Source organism: Spiroplasma endosymbiont of Aspidapion aeneum, assembly GCF_964031045.1.
In the GTDB taxonomy this organism is placed as follows: Bacteria; Bacillota_I; Bacilli_A; order Mycoplasmatales; family Mycoplasmataceae.
Genome location: NZ_OZ034994.1, coordinates 147,244 through 168,107, shown reverse-complemented (window position 1 = coordinate 168,107; position 20,864 = coordinate 147,244). Strand labels below are relative to the sequence as shown.

Sequence of the window (20,864 nt, the reverse complement as noted above, 5' to 3'; positions counted from 1 at the left end):
GTATCTATTTAGTTTTTGACTATTTCAAGTTATGAATTTTTTTATAAATTAAAATACGTTAACATCTAATAAAATATATTACTAAGAGAATAATAACAATATATTAATATTTATATTTCGTGATTTGTATTATGGCAACATAAATTTATTTATCATCAACAATATTAACAGCTGTTTGCTTACTTATTCTAGATGTAATATTTGGTGATCTAAGTTCGTTTACAATTAACAAAACAATTGGTTGCTTTCTAATTTCTTTTTTTAATAATCCTTTTATTTTTGATAAAATATCTTTTTTAATAAAATTAAGATTGTACTCTTTTGACTCTTTATATGCTGCCGCATATTTTGCAAGAGATTCTAATAAAATTTCTTGTATTAAATTAATCAATATTCCATCATCATTAATACTAGTAATTCCTCGCATTTGTGTATCAACAAGCGATACTGGCAGCTTAGTATTATAATCAACGTTAACACCAATTATAACAACGCCATCGGTACCAAGCATTTTTCTTTCATATAGTATTGTATCGCTTAAATCTCCAATACCAACACCATCTACGAATATATCATCAATTTTTAGTGTTTCTTTTAATATCCCCAACTCTGGTCCTTTTTTAAATGTAAGTGCATCCCCATTTTCAAGAATAAGAATATCATAATCTGTTAGACCACATTCAATAGCTGCTCTTTTTGTTGCAACAAAATCCTTATATAATCCTTTGATTGGAATAACTTTTTTAGGAGATATCATACTTATAGCAAGTTTAACATCTTCATAACTTGCTCTCATTGATCATAAATTACGATCAGATAAGGAAATGATTTTAGCACTTGTTCTTGATAATTCATCAAGAGTATCTGCATGTCTTCTTTCAACACCGGGAGCTGGTGGTGTCGCTAGAATAACGATGTCACTTTCCTTTAATTTAATAAATTCATCATTTCCTACAGCTATTTTTGTTAATTTAGCATATAAAAGATCACCTGATGCAGCTATTATTAAAGTTGCATTATCAGATTCTCTATATTCTGCAGGTGAAATAAATGCGTTTTTATCTAAACCAGATTTTTCAATAACAATATCAGAAATTTGATTTAATAAGTTTCCGTATAGACAAATTTTTTTATTAGTCGCTATTGCCTCTTTAACAATTGCATATAAGTTAAATATATCCTCTTCAAAAATTGCAAATAGTGCTCTTCTTTTTTTCTCTCTAATAATATTTGGAAGATACTTATCTAGTTTATGATTTGGAGATGTAAACCCTTGTCTTGATGCATACTCAGAATCTATCAAAAGTAAACTTACCCCATCGCTCGCAATTTTTTGAATGTGAGAAAAATTAGGTGAAAAGAAATCCTTTTCCTCCCCATCATATATAAAGTCACTCAAATACACAACTAAGCCTTCAGGAGTATAAATTGCATAATTTAAGGAATTTGGAAAACTTGCTGTTGATTTAAACACGTCAATTTTTAAATTAGCAAATTCTACAATGTCGCCATCCTTGATTATATTTATATTAGAATTTTGGTGCTCTAATCTAATTTTAATATTCTTGTGCCTAAGGATAATTTCTGTAAACTCGTTACAATATATAGGTGCGCTCACTTTTCTCAGAAAATATTGCAACCCACCAGCGTTATATGTACTTCCATTCGAGATAAAAATACCCTTTATTTTATCAGCGTTTTTGTATAAAAAATCATAATTTGAAATAATTACATCAACTCCAAGTATTGAAGATTCAGGCAATTTAAGTCCCATATCAAATACATATAGGTCCTCATCTACACAAAGTATAAAAGAGTTTTTTCCCCTTTCATCTTGTCCTCCTAGAGGAATAATTTTTACATTAGCCATTTTTTATTTCCTTTCATGATTTAGTTAATAGATAATATTTATAATACTTTATAGTTATTTTATATTATTTTCTAAGAAAAAATATCAAATTATCATTAATATCTATTATTAAATAATATTTATAATTTAAAATTAAAAAGGTTTATAATATAGATATTAGGAGTGTTGAAATGAAATCGATATGAATAACAGCGGAAGAGTTTATAGATGTTAAAAATGAAGCCTATATAATAGATGTTAGAAGTACGCAAGAACATAGTTCGCTTCCAATTATTCCGGGTAGTATAAATATTCCGATCGATGAATTAATTAATCACAAAATAAAGGAGCTTAAAGATAATTTTAAAAGCGATAAATTAATAATAACATATTGTAATGCTGGGAATAGATCATCGCAAGCATGTGATTTTTTAAGAGAGAACGGATTTTCAAATGCTTATGTATTAAGACATGGTGTTTATGGTTTTCTTAAATATATAAAATAAAGTTTAAATTTTAACTTATTTATTGTAATAAATATTAATTTTAATTATTTCTTTAATTCATTTACAAAGCTATAATATATAATTTCTTGTTAATAGAAAATTATTTTTTATTCTTGTTTATTTTGATTTAAAATATTTACTTTAATACATATTAATTTGGTAATCTATAAAAATCTTGTATATAAATTAAAAAAAAAATTTATTCAAAAATATGTTAAAATAAAATAGTTGATTATTTTTTTATTAATACATCTACAAAATAATTATATAATGAAGGGAAATTAATTAATGAAAAATTTAGAGGATGATAAGAAGTTTAACCTTGTAGAATTAATATGGTTAGGTTTTAATTATACCTGTGGTATAGCATTTACAGCTGTATTTGCGACACTAATGATCGGTTCGACAGGTGCATTAGGTCTGGGTGGCCATATGATTTGAATATTTCTTGTTGAAGGACTTATTGCTGGAACTTGTGCATGGTCATTTGCAAAGTTATCAAATATTCATAAGCCTGGAAATGGGGCGGCCTATATATATGTTAGAACAACATTTGGCAGATTTGCCGGGTGAATGATATCTTTTATGCAATATACAACTTTGCCAATAATAGTTACATCACAAATTGTTTCAATTGTAAGACTTAACTTTGTTGGTTCAAACACGTTTTTGGACCAGAAAAATTGACTAAATATTGGAGTATGAGCAAATCTATTTTGGGATTTAATAGGAATTTTTATTTATTGCGCAGCTTGCTGTGTTGTATTTTTGAGTATGAGGCTAATTAAAAAATTTCTAAATTGATCTAGCTATATTAAATGAGGGTCAAGCCTATTATTAGTTATTACACTTATTATTGTGTTTGCAATGAATGGAACAACGGTCTGGGATAAAAACATGTCCGATAACTCAAAGTTAACTTTAAGTTCATTCTCAGTTGCTTTTACGTCATGTTTTTTCTTCTTTTTAGGTTTTGAAACTTTTTCAACTATGGGTAAAAATGTTATGAATCCTGAGAAAAACATTGGGAAAGCAATTATATGAATAATGGGGTTGGCTATAATATTTTATGTTATAATAACAGCGCTTTTTTTAGGTTGTTTACTGTCATACAGTTCAAATCCAAATTTGCAAATATTTGAAGGACTTAAAAAACATGGAAGTTGAATATACTACTGTGGTGTTATTTTAATGTTAATATGTACAGTTTCATTAAAATTAAATGCTGGAATGCAAAATTCTTTGTACTCCGGCGCTATACTTGAACCATTTGCAAAAGAAGGATTAATTTCTACAAAATACCAAGAATTGAACAAAGATGGTATTGCAACAAAGGCTTCTCTTCTTAATCTATTTATAACAATTATATTTGCATTAATATGGTTAATTATTCCAGACATAATTCAAGGATGTTTGAATTCTAATGATGCTGTGTTCTCATTTTCTGCAATAACAGGTGAAGCATCAATGGTTATGTTGTTTATATATTTGGCAGTTATAATTGTATCAATAAAATTAGCTTTTACTAAGAAAATGAAAACTAATTGATTTGAGAAGGCTATATGAATATTTGCAACTATATTTATTATATTCCAAATAGTTGAGTTTTTTATTGGCATAGGAAATGATATTTCTACATCTTCTCATTCACTATCCTTAACAATAACATCTAAGGATGTAATAGACGGTGCCACAAGCAATGGACAATCACTGACACAATATATGCACAAAATAAGAAATAGCGCTATTTCTACTTTGTTATCATCAATCTTAGAGGTTGGTTTTATAATTGGGGTATTTGTATTTGGAGTGATATGATATAGAATTAAATACCTTCCAATATACAAAAAAAGATTAAAAGAGGACCCAAAACTACAAGAGGAATTAGACATGGAATTTTCTATTATTCCATTAAAAGAAAATTATGTTGATTAAAAACTATTCAATAATGAATAGTTTTTTTTCTTTATTCTAAACAAGTTTTAAAAAAATTAATAAGAAAGAAATTATTTTTTAAAAATATTTTTAACTATTTTATAAAATTCATCTGCTATTTTTTTGTGTAATCATTCTCGAGGGTGTATATCATCCCAAAATAAATAATTATCAGGGTTTTCAACATATTTTAATTGTTTAATATTTACTTTAAGAGTAACTGTACTTGGATCTACATTAATTAATGCTACTAACAAGTCTTTGATTAAAGCGTCAGTATCGAGATTTTTTTCAATAGATGGGTCTTGAACGTTAGCATTACTTTTTTCACTCTTAAATTTAGCTATATATTTTTGAAAATTAGTATTAAGATCGAAAGGGGTAATTACATTGGGATATTCTTTATTAAGACTATCAATAAGAATATTTTCACCTTCATTAAATTCCATACTTATATCATGTGCCAATTGTTTTTGCGCAGAATTTATATATTGAGGTATCATACTTATATCTGGGGCATTTGCAAGAACAATGTGTCTAAAACCATTGTTCATCAGTGTTAAAAGCGCTATTTTCATATTGGACATAGCGCTATCTATAATTTTTTCTCGGTCTTCTCCACTTAATATTGAAAATAAATCGTTACCACCAATCATAACTCAAGCTAAATCTGTGCTATTTATATTATGTTGAGAAATTAATGCTCTAGCTTGATTCTTTAGTGAAAAGTCATTTAGCAGCGCCCCTTTAATACCATCTAATTCTGCCGATGTTGAAGCGGCCACTGAGTAATTTTTACCGTAAGCAGAAATATCTTCACCACATATATTAGAAGAATAAGCAAAATTAAAAACATTCTCATTTAGCTTTTTAGCAAGATAACATACTGCAGTTTCACCATCGGTACAATAATTATGAATAATAGCGCCATTATTGGTTAAGAAATTTACCTTTATCGATATACCACTCATTTTAGATATTAAAAGCTTCAATAAGCTACTAAATGCGCGCTCACTTATACCAGATGATTTAATTTTTTCATATAATAATGGTTCTATATTTTCAATCACTTTTCGAGCATTTTCATTTGTTGCTGCATATTTCAAAATAGTAGTAAGTTTTCTTGGTATAGCATCAAGCGCGGCTCCGTTATCACTTAAACTATCACCAAGGGAATAAAAATTTGATAAGCCAAGATCATTTTTGATAGTGTCATCTTTTAGATCTGGTATTTTCTTAATATCAGTGCCAACAAGATAATCTAAATTTCCAACATTTCTATTACAACTAATAGTACTAGTGATAGCTGGTGATACCATAACCATAGATAGTAAACAAATAATTGCTTTCTTCATTATTTTTTTCCCTTCTCTTTATAATACCAATAATAACATCAGGCACTAGTTCAAAATGGCGATAGAAATAAAATTGTAGTGCCAATAAATCATATATATATACAAGTTATATAATTAGGGTTTCTAAAATCGGTTGGTTTAACGTTTCATTTAACATCATCTTCATTAAGTGTTTTATCCTCCAAGACACCCATTGAAATAGCATTTTTAATAGCATTTTTTTGAATATTCAATAATCAAGCTTTAGAGTTTGAAATGTAACCTCCGATTGAGTATGCTAAATTACCCCCATCAACAATATTGTTCTGATATTGAACAAATTGATCATAATCAGCTTGATTTAATATTTTTTGTTTATTGCTAGCATCTTTATAAACTTCATGTAACTTTTTTCAATTAAAAAAATCAACAACACCGTTTTTTGAAAATGTTCATTCAAAACCAGATTGAACATATGCAGAATTAAAGAATTTTTTTGCAGCTACAACATCAAAATCAATCATGTCAAAAGACACATCGTGCAAATCAATTTCTTTCTTATTTTTAATTTCTGAATCTCATTTTGAATGATATCATTCGTTCGCATATTTTATGTATGCATCTCGATTTTTTTTACTTCCGGCTTCGTTGGCATTAGATCAATCTGATGCAGACAATAAATCATTAACATAAGCTTTGCTTATGGTGTTATCTAAAACAAATTCATATAATGGACTATTGGGGTTAATTATAAATTTGCCTTCTGGAATAATAATATTTATTTCTTTTTTAACCGAATTAATAAATCTTAATGAGTCAATACCCATCCCAGGTATTAATAATGATCCACCAAGTACAATTGGGAAACTTGCCAAAAAGATATTTTTACATAATTTCTTCGATATCTTCTTCATAATTAAATTATAAACTATAAAAAACATTAATTTCTACATTTATGTATATTTATAACATTTTTAACAAGGACTCAATAAGCATAAGGGAAGCTAAGTGTACTGAATTACACTTAGTTTTTTTCTTTTTACTAATTATATTATAATTTATTTCCTTCATGAAATTTCAGTGTTTTATGAACTTTTCAAATGTATTTAAGAAATGATTAAGATTTTTAAATTTGTCTCCAAATGATTTTATGAATTTTTGTTTTATTCAACCATTTAAGCTTTCTGTTGGAGAGTTGTGTTTGAACCCTTTTTCAGACATTGAATGTGTAATTTTTTTGTTACCCTTTACAAAGTTAAAAATATTTTCATTTGCAAAAGCGCTACCTCGTTCTGATTGAATTATTAATTTTTTATTATTGTTGTTTGCGAATGTTGATATATTTTCAAAAACCTTAATTACACTATTACTATTTTCATTCTTATCAAATTTATAAGCAAGAACTTTCTGGTTTTCTCATATATAATATATTAAACAATTTAATTTTTTGTATGAGTTTTTATCTTCTAAGAAAATCTTCATGTTTGTTCCATCAACACCAATTACATTTGGTGTTTTATAATTCATTTTTACTAAATCATCATTAACAAATTTATTATGTTTTTTTGATAAATTATGTTTCTTTCTTTTTCTTAATGCGGTTTTAAAAACATTCGGGTTTTCATTGGCAATTTTTCTAATCATTTTAATTGATACATTTTCTTGTTTAGAAACCTTAATTCAATTAGAAATGCCACTATAACTAATACAAAAATCCTTATATTTTTTAATAAATTCGTTAAAATACCTCTTTGCCTGCAAATATTTCTTACTAAAATATAATGGTAATGCTGGAATTGGAAGATTTTTCTTAAATATATCTACAGGGGAAAGAAGATTAAATTTTGATTTAAATCTGTAGTATGTTGTCTACTAATATTAAAATATTTAATCAAATAATTTGCGTTTAAATTAAAATTTGCTACATATAAATATATTTGTGAACATGAGTAATGTTTATAAATTTTTAATTTTTGTATGTTAATTTTATCCTTCTTACTCATCCTCATCAAATTCATCATCACCATGGTTGTGCAAGAAGGCATGGACTTTTCCAATACTTCATATTTTCCTTTTAATAATAAATTATCTAGTCATGCTTTGTCTGCTTGTTTTTTTTAGTCTTTCATTTTCCTTTTTTAATTCTTTTATTTCTTTATTCTGTAATTTTAATCGTTCTTGATCAACAACATCTTTTAATTTTTTTGCCATAATTTTATTCTCCTTACAATTTACCTTATCTTTAGGATAACAAAATTTTTCCTTCTTTGCTCAAATATATACCAGCTGAGGACCAGAATATATATTTAGTTCATCTGCTAACATTTTTGCACTTTCACCATTTTTAAATCTTTCTACCACATTTTTTTTAATATTTTTATCATAATGCTTATTTTTCATTATTTTCTCCTTTATAAAAAACTGAAGGTTTTATCCTCCAGTACACTTAGCTTCCCTTATGCTATATCACTATTTATAAACTTAAAAAAAATATGTATTGAATGTTTTTAGGGGAACAACTTTATTATATTTTTTTAAATTATAAGAACAAATAAAATTATAGTTTTAAATAATACAAAATAAATGCCATTCCGCAAAGAAATGGCATTATATTCACAAATAATTTAAACTATCATTTATTAGATGATTTTTCTCTTGAAGAATAGGACTTCCCATTATAAGATGACTTTCTTCCTCCAGATGATTTTTTTCTATTAAAGTTAGATCCGCCTTTGTCATAAAAATTATTACTTCTTGATTTTCATTTATTATCAAAATTTCTTTCCGATCTCAGTTCAGCTTTTGCTTCCATATCGTAATGATTTAGCTTTGTTTCAACTATTGATATATTATATTTTTTTTGTATTTCTTTTAATTGGTCAAGTGTGCTTCTATTTTGAACAAAAGAAATTGAACTACCTTTTTCATTATTTCTTCCAGTTCTACCAATTCTATGGACAAAGTGTTCATTTTCCATAGATATATCATAGTTTATAACATAATCAATTCCATTAACATCAAGGCCACGGGCAGCAACATCAGTTGCAACTAAAACATGTTTTTCACCTGATTTAAACATTCTAATAGACCTAGATCTATCTGATTGTTTTTTATCACCATTAATAACTAACGCATCAATCTTTAGTTGTCTTAGGTTTCTTTGAATCCTATCAGTATTTGCTCTTGTATTTGTAAATATGATTACCTTTTTTGGATTGTGTTTTTTAAAAACTTCTATAATTAATTCTTCTTTACTTACACCTTTTGTAAATATAAATGAATTATCAATGTTATTGTTCACTTGTATTTGATTATCAATCTTAATTAGTTCATATTTTTGCATATATCTTTCCGCTATTGATAAAACTTTTGGGGTAGATGTTGCTGAGAATAGCCCTACTTGCACGCTTTGTTCTAAATTATCAAAAACTGCATTAAGTTCTCCTTGAAAACCCATTTTTAGCATTTCATCAGCTTCATCCAAAATAATAGTTTTAACATAACCAAATCTAATATTTTTTCTTTCAATATGGTCACGTATTCTTCCTGGGGTACCAACAATAATATGAGTGTTTCTTAAGCGTCTTTGTTGTTCTGAAAGGTTAGCTCCACCAATAACTGGAGTTACTTTCAGTTTTTTGATATTTGTTGAAAATTTTCTAATTTCATCAATAATTTGTAAAGCCAACTCCCTTGTTGGAGTAATTATAATTGCTTGTATTTTATCAAGTTCTAAGTTTAATCTTTCAATTATTGGTAAAACAAAAGAAGCGGTTTTTCCTGTTCCTGTTGATGAAAGGCCAAATATATTGTCCCCTCTTAAGAATGCTGGAATAGCTTGTTTTTGTATTTCTGTTGGATTAAAAAAGTTATTTTTATTTAATGACTGTATTATATTGTCATTTAAGTCTAGTTCTGTGAATTTCATTTATCTCTTTTTCTATTTACTTAAGACAAATTAATTTAATTTCTCACAAGTACATTAATAATTTTATCACATTTAACAAAACATATGTAGTTTTTTTGCTCATTATTTATATATAGGACAATATTGTGGCTCAATAGTTTTTATATGCTTCAATAAATTTTAAAACAGATTAACAAAAATAGTGTAGAGTTTTGTTTTAAAATTTTTTCAATAAAATAAAATTTATTTGCTAAATAATAATTTTCATTCTACTAGGTTATTAGACATTATAATACCTCAATATTGCATTTTAATGCCTACTTGTTTAACTTTATATTTGTCTTATAAAATGTATTATTAATGAAAATTTTTTTATTTGTAAGTAAAAATTTAATAAAATATTAAATATTATTAGTATTTATTCTTGCTAGCGTTACATGATTTGCATAGTATTTGAGCATTTTCAACTATAGTTTTTCCACCATTTGTGTGTGGGATAATATAATCTGCCTCATATTCATCTATAGTTCTAATTTCTTTTTTACAAATATTATATACGTGTGAATATTTATTTCATATTCCCAATCTTTCATCATAGTTATACAACCTTTTCTTGTCTACAAGGAATGGTTTTAATATATTATTTATCTTCTCTATTCGTTTTTCAATAAATTCAATACATCAAATTTTATTCCACCACCCATTTGGTCATTTGAAATTTCCTCAATTACATTAACTATTTGCTTTTTAATTTCGTTTCTGTTACTATCAAATGAATTTTTAAATTTAATATTATTGTATAATGCGCAAAATATTGTTTCATAAATTGTGTTGAATGATTTTAGTGGGATAGAGGTATTTCCTAAAATATTATACATTAAATAATTTATTTTGTTAAAATTACTCTCCAATTCTTGTATATTATCAATTGGTAGTTGTGATTGTAATATTTTATCTGAATAATTTCTAATACTTTTTATACCACTATAATTAATAAATAATATTGATAAGCATCTTATTATTAAATCTTAATTTTAAATCTCTTATCATTTTTCTTATTATTTGTTAAAAATAAAATATTTTTATTTTTAGCTATGTTTTTTATTAGAACTCTATTTTCTGGAAGTGATGTTGCCATTTTAAATTCTGCTTTATTTAACTTAATGCTGCCTTTGTTAATTCTCATAAATAGTTCTAAAACTCTATCATCTTCTTGTTTTCCTAAATCAGCAACATAAATATCACTTGAATTAAAAATGGCCATTGTGGAACTATCAAGATTTTTATAGTATATTTTTTCTTTCACACCATTCACAATTTTTATTCATGGAATAATGTTGTTTATGAAGTCTTCAATTGCGATCATTCGTTGCTTTCCATCTACAACCTCATTATTGGCAACTAATATTGGTGGAATATAAAATCGATTTATTATTGAATCTATAAGTGTTGATGAATTAGTTTTATTTCAAGCCCTATCCCGTTGGTATTTAGTTTCATAGTTATATTTCTTTTCTAATAAATTTATTGGTTTAAGTTTATGCATTATTATTCCCACGAAACTCCTTATTTAGTATTCGGGCACATTGAAAGGATTTAAAATTTCCTTCAAGTGTTTTAAATTTTATATTTTTTTGAATAAATATGAAAGAACATCTATTCAAAGTATTACCCATTGACTGAGAAAATATTGTAGCACCATATAATAAACAAAAGGGTTTGTTAAATTTTTCACATTTTTCTATTAGTACTCGTTTATTTGAAAAAGGTGGGTTTGATATTATTACATCTCATTTTTCTTTTGGTTGATAGGTATAAAAATCTTGTCCATTATCTATATGGGAATTAATAACCTTATATCCTTTTTCCTTTAATATAATAACAAATTCACTATCATTTTTATCAAAAGGGCATCAAATAACCACTTCTATTGGAATACTAATAATATCTAAAAGATTATATATAGGTTCTTTCGGTGTATAAAACTCATTATTATTAGTTTTTTGCTTACCCGGATATTTCGGATGTTATAGTTCTCAGATACTTTTTTGTTCTTGCTCATATTTTCCCGTTACAATTGTTTATTATGACAAAAAAAAAAAAAAATCAAGTCTTTTCCAAAATTCTGGAAATTATTAATTTATTTTAATATTTAACAATATTATGGGCATTAGATTTTTATATTTTTTATTTTGTTTTCTTTTTCGAACAAATATTTTTTATATGATAATACTATTCATTCTTCATCTTCTAAATCCTTCACAAGACCATGTTTTCTTGTTTCCTTAAAGAATAATATTATAATAGGAATATTAATAAATGATGAAATAAAATCCACTAATCCAATGAATAAAAAGAATCAAACAGGATTATCTAATCTCCTTGATACAAGGTATCCAATAAATATCATCGGAATATAAAACACTAGGGTTCTTAAGGAAGAACAAATCAATGCCGCAAGGGCTTGCTTAGTTCCTTGAAATATAGTTAAAGCGCAATATGTTGAAGATGCTAGAAATATTGTGCAAAAGTATGCAATTTGTAAAAAATAATATTGCGAACCATAATAAGATAAACTCTTTGGAAAAGCAAACATGGTCATCATTAGGGGCCCAATAGAAATTATTAAAAAGAATATAAATATAAATCAGCAAATTATTAAAAACGATGCCCTTTTGTATAAGTCTACTACTCGTTTATTTTTTCTAGCCCCATAATTAAATCCTATTATAGTTCTTGCTCCCTGTTGAATTCCAATAGCAACAGATAAAATAAACTCATTTCACGGTGTCATTGATGAAATTAATTGCTGATTTGTTGATACACCAATTTCATGTGTAATTCCATTAACTTCTGGAACACTTACAACAAGCATCGTTGAGGTATAACCTATAACAAAGATTGCAAAATACAGTATAAAAGCGGATAATCCTAGTTTTGCCATTACTATTCAATTTTTCAATTTTAAAGTAAGGAGGTTAGATATACTAAATCTTGACTTGCTATCCTTTGAACCGAAAACAACAAACATAACATAAATAAATTGAAAGAAAAATGCAAATATAGTACCCAATTGTGCTCCAAACAATTCCAAACCGAAAAAAAACATCGCAGAAATAGAAACAACACATTTAACAATAATTGATAAAAAAGTCATTATTAATACATGATAAATTTTTCCTTCACTTCTAATCATGTTCATTGAAAAACCAGCTACAAAGATTGTTATTCCCATATAAATTAATGGTTGAACATCATTTCAGGCTAACATTAAAATAACGGGATTATATTTTGAACCCATTTGTGATGAAATAAGTATTTGTCCAAATCCTGGATATGATATAACAAATAATAAGGCACTTACAAAAATGCTTGTTATTGCAGTAAATACTAAACCATTTCCTGCTATTTGTGATATTTTATTGAAGTTTCCTTTTCCATATTCAACAGAAAAATATATACCCCCACCTAAGGCTATTATTTGGCTACATGAATAACTTAAATTATAGCTTTGTGCAGTATATTGAGTTGCAATATTAATATAACTTTTCATTTCTGACAATCTAATGCAAAATTCTTTTTTATCTAATGCTTCCTTTATTAAATTTAAATTATGCTCAGTTGGAGATTTTAAATAATCAGAAATAATGCTTATTTTTGCAGGGTCTGTAAAATCAAATATTTTATTGATATTATCTTGGTTTACAAAGTTATCACCTTTTGAGTGACCAACTGAAACAGTCAATAATTCTTTAATATATTTTCAATTGTAAATTGCGTGATTTGTTGCAAAATAAAGTGATAATGATTTATCTAAAATATTATATAAACCTTGAATTACCATTATGCTAACAGTTGGAACACAAAAAAATAATACACCCTTTCAAGGAGTGCTATACCTCATCATGACTTCCCTCTTTGTCATCACAGTAACATTATCTTTACCATCTTCATTTGAATTTGGTTTGTATTCTCTAATTTTAAATAGTTTTTTTGATATTTTATCTAACATTTTATCTCCATACTAATAATATAGTATAACAAAACAAATATATATTTTCAAAAAAAATGGTTGTTATTTACACTTAAACATAATATAAAAAACCTACATAAATATGTAGGTTTTTTATATTATAAATTTACTTGCAATATATATTAAATTAAATCTAACCAACAGAACCCTCCATATCCATTTTAATTAGTTTATTTAATTCAACAGCATATTCAAGGGGCAACTCTTTTGTAAATGGCTCAATAAATCCCATCACAATCATCTCCAACGCTTGTTGCTCAGTTAATCCTCTACTCATAAGATAAAACAATTGTTCTTCACTTACCTTAGAAACAGTTGCCTCATGTTCTATTTGACTTTGATTATTATGTACCATATTTTTGGGAATTGTGTCTGTATGTGAATCGTTATCCAATATTAATGTGTCACATTCAACTCTTGCTTTTGAATTAATAGCATCTTTCCCTATGAAAGCAAGCCCTCTGTAATTTGCTGTTCCACCTTGTAATGTTATAGATTTTGAAACAATTTTAGATTTTGTTTCTCTTCCAAGATGAATCATTTTACTTCCAGCATCTTGATACACACCTTTTTTTGCTACTGCAATTGAAATAGTATTTCCTTGAGCTCTGTCTCCTTTAAGAATGCAACTTGGGTATTTCATATTTACTTTTGAACCTATGTTTCCATCTATTCATTCCATAAAACCATCTTCCTCGATGAGACTTCTTTTAGTGACCAAATTTAAAACATTATCACTTCAATTTTGAACTGTTGTATATCTCATTTTTGATCTTTTACCAACAAAAATTTCTACAATAGCTGCGTGTAAATTGTTTTTTGAATATGATGGAGCTGTACATCCCTCAATATAATGTAACTCTGCATCATCTTCTAAGACTATTAATGTTCTTTCAAATTGACCAACTTGTTTATAATTAATTCTAAAATATGCTTGAAGTGGTTTTTTTACAACTACACCTTTAGGAACATAAATGAAAGTCCCACCGGACCAAACGGTAGAATTTAAGGCAGCATACTTATTATCATCAGGTTTTACTAATTTGGAAAAATATTTTCTAAAAAGGTCGGGATATTTTTTTAACGCTGTGTCACAATCGGTAAATATGACACCAATTTCAGACAATTCTGTTGCGAGATTTTCGTAAACAGGGGTAGAGTCTCATTGTGCATTAATACCCATAAAAAATTTTTTTTCAGCTTCTGGTATTCCCAATCTATCGAATGTTTTTTTTATATTATCTGGTACATTGTCTCAGTCATTTTCAGTTTTATCAGAACCAGAAGAATAATAATAATATTCATCAAAATTAATAAAATTTAAATCTGGACCAAAACTTGGTTGGGGCATATCCTTAAATATTTTATAGCTTTTTAATCTAAATTCTCGCATTCATTGAGGTTCATTCTTTATATCAGAAATTGTACTAACAGTTTTTTCATTTAGACCAATATCTGTTTTTATTATACTTCTTTCTCCCTCATTGAACCCATAATTATATTGTGTTATTTTTTGTATATCTTTTTCTTGTTTTAATTTTTTCATTTAAAAATTACCTTTCTCTACCAATATATGTCTAATACCCTCAGCTGCCAATAATACACAATTAACCCTATTTATCTCAACACGTACAGTTTGAAATATTCTTATTTCATCATCTTCTGTAACTTCAAAATCATTCCCGATACACATTTCATTATAATTTTTTAAATAATCATATGCTTCCTTTAATCTTTTACCACATATATTTGATATTAAAATATCTGCAGCTGTTACAGAAAATGCACAACCACTACCATCAAATCTTCCATCTATAATTTTATCATTTATAATTTTTAATTGGACATAGATATCATCAGCACATATTGAAGATTTTTGTCTAGCGGAGTAAATATCTTTTTTTTCTTTAAAAATACCTTTTTTTATTGGATTTGAAAAATGATCAATAATAATATTTCTAAATTCCATTTTTTGCTCATCAGTTATATTCATTACATCTCCTTTATTATATAATATATTCTTTTCAATCCTCTTTATTAATAAGCGCTTTAATCAATACATCAATCTCGCTTTTAAGGTTATATGGTCCAAAACTAATTCTAATTGTTGGCCTTTCAATGTGAGTGATTATTTTTGAATTTAATGCACAATGATTTCCACTTCTTGCAATTATATTATATTTTTTATGAAGATACTGAATAAAATCATGAGGATTGACTTCCTTAGTATCAATTAAAATAATAGGACCGTCATTATCAAGTCCAAAAAAATTATAACTATCCTGAAGTTTATTTATTTTTATTTTTTCAATAAAATATTTTTTTAAATTATAGATAGAAACACATATTTCTTTAATTGAAAATTTTTTATAAAATTCAAATACCTCACTATATGCATAAATTGCCGCCATGTTTTGTGTGCCTGCTTCAAATTTTTCTGGCGATTTGGCAAGTTCATAATCAAGCATTGAATTTTCATAAATTGACCCACCTCCAATTACTATTGGGTCAATTATGCCTAAAAGTTTTTCTCTTCCATACATTATTCCAAGTCCTCAAGGGCCATACATCTTATGAGCTGAAAAACAAATAAAATCTACATCCCATTCTTTTACATCTGTTTTATAATATGAAATAGATTGTGCGACATCTATTAAGATAATAATATTTTTATTAATTTCTCTTATTTTTTTTACTACTTCACAAATATTATTGTTTGCTGAGACGGTATTTGAAATTGATGCAAAAGCAACGAATTTAGTTTTCATATTAATATACATATGGATTTTCTCAATATCAATCATTCCCTTATCATTAAGTTCAAAATAATTAAGTTTAAGGTTATACTTATTTTTGGATTTTAATAAAGGTATTATTAGTGAAGAGTGTTCTAATAATGTTGTGCATATTTCATCCCCGGGTTCAAGTCTCTCACAAATTCCAAAAATAACTGTATTTAAGCCGAATGTTGCACCACTTGTAAAAATAATTTCATTATTTAAATCTGCATTAATAAATTCCTTCACCATTTTTCTTGTTTTATTGATACCCTCCATAGCTATTAAACCATTGGTATGATGGATTGAGTGTGAGGAAGAATTTACTCTTTTATTGAAAAAATATTCCTTATCACAAACGCTCTTTAGTTTTAAGCCGGTTGCCGCACTATCCAGGTAGATACTGTTGGGGTTTTCATTAAAAAATGAAAAATATTCTCTTATATTTTTTTTCATGTTAGATCATCTCCAATAATTTTTTTTCAATATCTTTTGATATCTCAAATCCATATTCTTCCAGTTCCATTATAATTGGTAAAAAATAACCCTTAACAATTAGTTTTTCTGCATCAAGCTTGTGTAAGCCTCTAGATTCCATGTAAAATATTATGTCTTGGTCAAGCATTCCTATAGCATTTGCGTGGCTTGCAACGATATCATTTTCATTTATTAAAAGAACTGGATCAGAATTTGCTTTTGCTAGTGGGTCCAAAACAACTAATCTTAATTCTTGAGACGCAACCGACCTGGCAGCACCTTTTATTAGGTTTGAACTACACCTAATAAAACCATCACTCTTATTCTTAAGAACATAGTAAGCCTTAATTTTTGAAAATGTCTCTTCATAAATATGATTAATTTGAATATTTGTTCTATTGATAGTATCGTTATTCAAAAAACATGCAGAATAATAATCAAGATTTGCATTTTTCCCGTTAAGATTTACTATGTAAGTATCTTCAAGATTTCTTTTACTTAAATTTGCCAATCTAAATTCCAAATGTGAATTTTCGCAACAATCAATTTTGATTTTAGCCTTGTTCTGTGTTTTGTTATCATACCCTGAAAGGTAAATTAAAAAAATTCTTGTTCTAGCATTTGGTTTTACTTTAATGTTTCAATCGTAAGTTGGGTTTGAAATTAATATAACAATATTTGTTAGATCATCTATTTCATAATTAGGCGGCATATTATCTTTAATAAAAATATTTTTATAAATATTTTCCATTATTATTTTTGGTCCTTAATTCATGCATAGCCTTGTTTATTAATCTTATCAACAATTTCAAAACCACCAGATTTTATTATTTTTCCATCAATTATAACATGACAGTGGGTAGGTGTAACCTTTTGAAAAAAACGATCATAATGTGAAACAACCAACATACCAGCATCCTTATTAGATTCTGCATTCAAATTGTCACTAACCAAATTTAAAGCATCAACATCTAAACCAGAGTCAATTTCATCGATTAAACTAAAAATAGGTTTTAATACTTTTTGCTGTAATATTTCATTTTTCTTTTTTTCACCACCTGAAAAACCGTCATTGACATATCTTTTCATCATTGACATATCAAAGTCCAATTCTTTCATATTTTCTCTGATTTGTACAGAGAAGTCTTTAAAATTAACCATTTTCCCTTCTCGTGTGTTTTTTATTGTTCTTAGAAACTCAAGATTGGTTACACCAGGAATCACAGCTGGGTTTTGCATAGCTAAAAAAATCCCCAATCTTGCTCTTTCGTCAACAGATAGTTTTAAAATTGACTTACCATTTAAAATAATGTCCCCTTTTTTAACTATATATTTAGAATTTCCCATAATTGTCATTAATAGTGTTGACTTACCATTACCATTAGGACCCATTAACGCGTGAGTTTCTCCAGAAATTATTTCTAGGTTTATCCCCTTTAATATACTCTTTTCATCAATATCAACTCATAGGTCTTTAATTTGTAATTTATTCATTTTTATCTCCTTCGAATGCATTAATTTTTATCACATATTTATTATACATTAATAAAAGAATTATATACTTGACAAGTTTATAAAATGCAATCTTATAATATTTTTGGCCAAAAAAAATATAAGATTTTATTATTATCATAAATTGTATAAAAGCCAGTATTCAAGGGGATTTTTTTATAAAATCAAAACCTAAAAATTAAAAAAAGAACCATTTATAACACGATTTGTTATAAAATATTAAGGTAGAAAATGAGGTAAATAGTGAAAAAATTAATTGCATTGCTAAGTTCCCTTTCATTAATTAGTACTAGCGCAACAATTACTGTATCATGTAATAAATATGAACAGACAAGTTCAGATGGAGATTCTATATTAGTAAACTTTCTTGAACAAATTGGCGAGAACGGAATATCAACAATTACAGCATCTGATGTTTTGTATAAACTGGTAAGTGAGTCTAATTCAGCTAGTCGCCAAACATTTGTCAATGACTTTACAAATTTATTGGACATTTCATTCTTATCTGGAAGTAAGGATGGAGGTTCTTTATCTAAACTCTATAATAATGAAGATTCTCCATATTATAGTTCAACATTAATAAAAAGTATGCAACAAGCTTTTTCAAATATCAATAGCTCAGCTGATTCACAAATTGAGAGAGAAAGAGCAACATATAAATCTGATTATGGATGAAGATGAAGCGGAAAATGAAGAGATTATTTAGCTGGAAAATTCCCTCTTTATCAATCTAAATCAAAAAATGCTGACGTTGGATTTTTAGAAAAAAAATATAAGGCAAGCTTAATGCTAACATCCGCTGATTATTCAGCATCATCAACTCTACAAAAATTCTTGTTAAATACTGATCAATTTGGTGTTACTTGAGTTGAAAAAGATGAAGTAAGAACAAAACTACAAAGTTTTGCAATTGCAACAAATCAAGATTCCTGAGTTAGTGACAACAAACAAGCTGCTACTCAAATATGAAATTCACAATATTCATATTTAGAAGGCCCAGATAAATGAGTTAATGAAAGTTCTACCGATGTTACAGCTGAAAATATTAAGGCAAAGTTTATTAATAGTGATGACAATAGTATAAAGATAGATCAAATTATAAGTGCCGTGCCATCTGATGTAAGTCAGTTTACTTCATCAGACTCTATATATAGAACCGGTTATTTGTCTAATACACAAAAATACTTTGCAGAAAAATGATATGAAACAAAAGCACCTCTTGCAACAAGTTTTATTAAATTCCCATTTGCAACTAATGCTTCATTTGATAAAGGCATATCTAAGGATAGTTTTTCCGGACTAAATGATATTGAAGCTAAAGAGATTAATAAATTCTTAAGTGACGCATTTGTTACACCAAAGACAAAAGTGATGAATAAAGATGAAGCGGAAAAATCTAATGAAGATGTAGATAAAAATTGAAAAACTCTTATGTCAAATTCTGCCGATATATCAAAAAAATATACAGATGCAACAGCAACTATTAATTCAACATTATTAACATTGTCAAATTCTGCTGACTATGAACAAGACGTTAGAAGCGCTATATATGATTATGTGTTTAAAAAAAATCATAATGAAACAACATCTTCTAATAATCAAGAAATTGATTTAAGCTCGAGTGGAGTGGATGATGGTCTAAAAGCACAATCTGCATCTGATGAATTGTATAGCAAAGTTCTTATGAAAATAGATCGTAGTAAGGATGGTAATATGTATGCATCAATTAAGGGTGCACCAGGATATATTGCCATTATTACATCTAATGGTCTAATTATATATCACATTGATGGCTATGACCAATTACTAGCTTCAGTTATTGCTAGTGACAAATCTGAGAAGAAATCAAAATATATCGATACCACGAAGGAAAAAATTGATACAGACACTTTAAAGGAGTTGCAAGCATTTAAAAAGTTTTCAGATATGAACGATTTAGAAAAAGTTACAAATATTCAGGTTAATAAAATTAACCCAGATGATAAAACAAGCACTTACAACCTACTAAATGGCAGTATTTCTAACCAATATTTAAAATGATTATTGAATAATTCATTATTATCTTCTACAGCCGGTTCTGCTACAAAATTCGATATTATGAAAACTGTGAAAACATGAGCAAATCAAACTGATAAACCATCTACAACAGGTGAATACGAATGAACAACCTATATAATTGACTACTTTAAAAATATAATTGTAGACTCAACAACTAAAACAACTTATTCTAATGCGGACTTTATTGGTAAGTTTATTGTTTTCTCTGCTGAAGATAAATCTACTAAAACAAAGGAATTATCAAAAAATCTTGGAGATTGATATGCTAATGCATTAGATAGTATTGATAGTGTTATTGCCTCTAATTCTTCTCAAAGTTTTACAAAAGCATATAACACATGAAAAAAGACGCTAAATGAAAAAACAGATGACGCCTACCCAAAAGGTGTATTAAATCAAGATTCATTTAAAGATAGTGAGCTTCCACCAATAGTTGGTTCTATCTGGTGAATGCCAACAAAAAATAATTAATAATA

General features: G+C 27.0%; 19 protein-coding genes. 3 read left to right on the top strand and 16 right to left on the bottom strand.

Annotated features, from left to right (window positions below):
* Window positions 1–145: 145 nt before the first annotated feature.
* The gene (locus AAHM97_RS00790) at window positions 146–1,870 is read right to left on the bottom strand and encodes a ribonuclease J (protein ID WP_342269050.1); all 1,725 of its coding nucleotides are present in this window, start codon (window positions 1,868–1,870) and stop codon (window positions 146–148) included.
* Between the two features lie 170 nt (window positions 1,871–2,040).
* Between AAHM97_RS00790 and AAHM97_RS00785 the strand changes: the two genes are divergently transcribed.
* Entirely contained in the window at window positions 2,041–2,355 is a 315-nt protein-coding gene (locus AAHM97_RS00785) for a rhodanese-like domain-containing protein (RefSeq protein ID WP_342269049.1), read from the top strand.
* Window positions 2,356–2,643: 288 nt separating this feature from the next.
* The gene (locus AAHM97_RS00780) at window positions 2,644–4,290 is read left to right on the top strand and encodes an APC family permease (RefSeq protein WP_342269048.1); all 1,647 of its coding nucleotides are present in this window, start codon (window positions 2,644–2,646) and stop codon (window positions 4,288–4,290) included.
* A gap of 71 nt (window positions 4,291–4,361) precedes the next feature.
* On the opposite strand, the gene AAHM97_RS00775 is transcribed toward AAHM97_RS00780, so the two are convergent.
* The 15 genes from AAHM97_RS00775 to sufC all read right to left on the bottom strand — a co-directional run bounded on the left by AAHM97_RS00775 (window position 4,362) and on the right by sufC (window position 18,312).
* Window positions 4,362–5,645 carry an SGNH/GDSL hydrolase family protein gene (locus AAHM97_RS00775; RefSeq protein ID WP_342269047.1) on the bottom strand — a complete coding sequence of 428 codons (1,284 nt, stop codon included), beginning with the start codon at window positions 5,643–5,645 and terminating at the stop codon, window positions 4,362–4,364.
* On the bottom strand, window positions 5,645–6,565 hold the full coding sequence (locus AAHM97_RS00770; protein WP_342269046.1) for a hypothetical protein: 921 nt from the start codon (window positions 6,563–6,565) through the stop codon (window positions 5,645–5,647). Before AAHM97_RS00770 ends, AAHM97_RS00775 begins: the two co-directional genes overlap by 1 nt.
* A gap of 22 nt (window positions 6,566–6,587) precedes the next feature.
* Window positions 6,588–7,385, bottom strand: a complete 798-nt coding sequence (locus AAHM97_RS00765; protein WP_342269045.1) for a hypothetical protein — start codon at window positions 7,383–7,385, stop codon at window positions 6,588–6,590.
* Window positions 7,386–7,709: 324 nt separating this feature from the next.
* Entirely contained in the window at window positions 7,710–8,024 is a 315-nt protein-coding gene (locus AAHM97_RS00760; RefSeq protein ID WP_342269044.1) for a hypothetical protein, read from the bottom strand.
* Between the two features lie 229 nt (window positions 8,025–8,253).
* Window positions 8,254–9,552 (bottom strand): DEAD/DEAH box helicase, encoded by a 1,299-nt coding sequence (locus AAHM97_RS00755; protein WP_342269043.1) that lies wholly within the window; start codon window positions 9,550–9,552, stop codon window positions 8,254–8,256.
* Window positions 9,553–9,942: 390 nt separating this feature from the next.
* On the bottom strand, window positions 9,943–10,137 hold the full coding sequence (locus AAHM97_RS00750) for an HNH endonuclease (RefSeq protein ID WP_342269042.1): 195 nt from the start codon (window positions 10,135–10,137) through the stop codon (window positions 9,943–9,945).
* Between the two features lie 47 nt (window positions 10,138–10,184).
* Complete coding sequence (locus AAHM97_RS00745; protein WP_342269041.1) at window positions 10,185–10,409, bottom strand: hypothetical protein; 225 nt, start codon at window positions 10,407–10,409, stop codon at window positions 10,185–10,187.
* 143 nt (window positions 10,410–10,552) lie between these two features.
* A complete protein-coding gene (locus AAHM97_RS00740) occupies window positions 10,553–11,077 on the bottom strand; it encodes a DUF262 domain-containing protein (RefSeq protein WP_342269040.1) in 525 nt (174 codons plus the stop codon).
* The gene (locus AAHM97_RS00735; RefSeq protein WP_342269039.1) at window positions 11,070–11,456 is read right to left on the bottom strand and encodes a hypothetical protein; all 387 of its coding nucleotides are present in this window, start codon (window positions 11,454–11,456) and stop codon (window positions 11,070–11,072) included. Before AAHM97_RS00735 ends, AAHM97_RS00740 begins: the two co-directional genes overlap by 8 nt.
* A gap of 245 nt (window positions 11,457–11,701) precedes the next feature.
* Window positions 11,702–13,543 (bottom strand): MATE family efflux transporter, encoded by a 1,842-nt coding sequence (locus AAHM97_RS00730; protein ID WP_342269038.1) that lies wholly within the window; start codon window positions 13,541–13,543, stop codon window positions 11,702–11,704.
* Window positions 13,544–13,697: 154 nt separating this feature from the next.
* Window positions 13,698–15,110: a Fe-S cluster assembly protein SufB gene (sufB, locus tag AAHM97_RS00725; RefSeq protein ID WP_342269037.1), complete on the bottom strand. Its 1,413-nt coding sequence runs from the start codon at window positions 15,108–15,110 to the stop codon at window positions 13,698–13,700.
* On the bottom strand, window positions 15,111–15,557 hold the full coding sequence (locus AAHM97_RS00720; RefSeq protein WP_342269036.1) for an iron-sulfur cluster assembly scaffold protein: 447 nt from the start codon (window positions 15,555–15,557) through the stop codon (window positions 15,111–15,113).
* Window positions 15,558–15,570: 13 nt separating this feature from the next.
* Window positions 15,571–16,797 carry an aminotransferase class V-fold PLP-dependent enzyme gene (locus tag AAHM97_RS00715; protein WP_342269035.1) on the bottom strand — a complete coding sequence of 409 codons (1,227 nt, stop codon included), beginning with the start codon at window positions 16,795–16,797 and terminating at the stop codon, window positions 15,571–15,573.
* Window position 16,798: 1 nt separating this feature from the next.
* On the bottom strand, window positions 16,799–17,569 hold the full coding sequence (locus tag AAHM97_RS00710) for a SufD family Fe-S cluster assembly protein (RefSeq protein WP_342269034.1): 771 nt from the start codon (window positions 17,567–17,569) through the stop codon (window positions 16,799–16,801).
* 2 nt (window positions 17,570–17,571) lie between these two features.
* On the bottom strand, window positions 17,572–18,312 hold the full coding sequence (gene sufC / locus AAHM97_RS00705; protein ID WP_342269033.1) for a Fe-S cluster assembly ATPase SufC: 741 nt from the start codon (window positions 18,310–18,312) through the stop codon (window positions 17,572–17,574).
* A gap of 261 nt (window positions 18,313–18,573) precedes the next feature.
* Here sufC and AAHM97_RS00700 point away from each other — a divergent pair, with 261 nt between their 5' ends.
* Entirely contained in the window at window positions 18,574–20,859 is a 2,286-nt protein-coding gene (locus AAHM97_RS00700) for a Vmc-like lipoprotein signal peptide domain-containing protein (RefSeq protein WP_342269032.1), read from the top strand.
* Window positions 20,860–20,864: the final 5 nt, after the last annotated feature.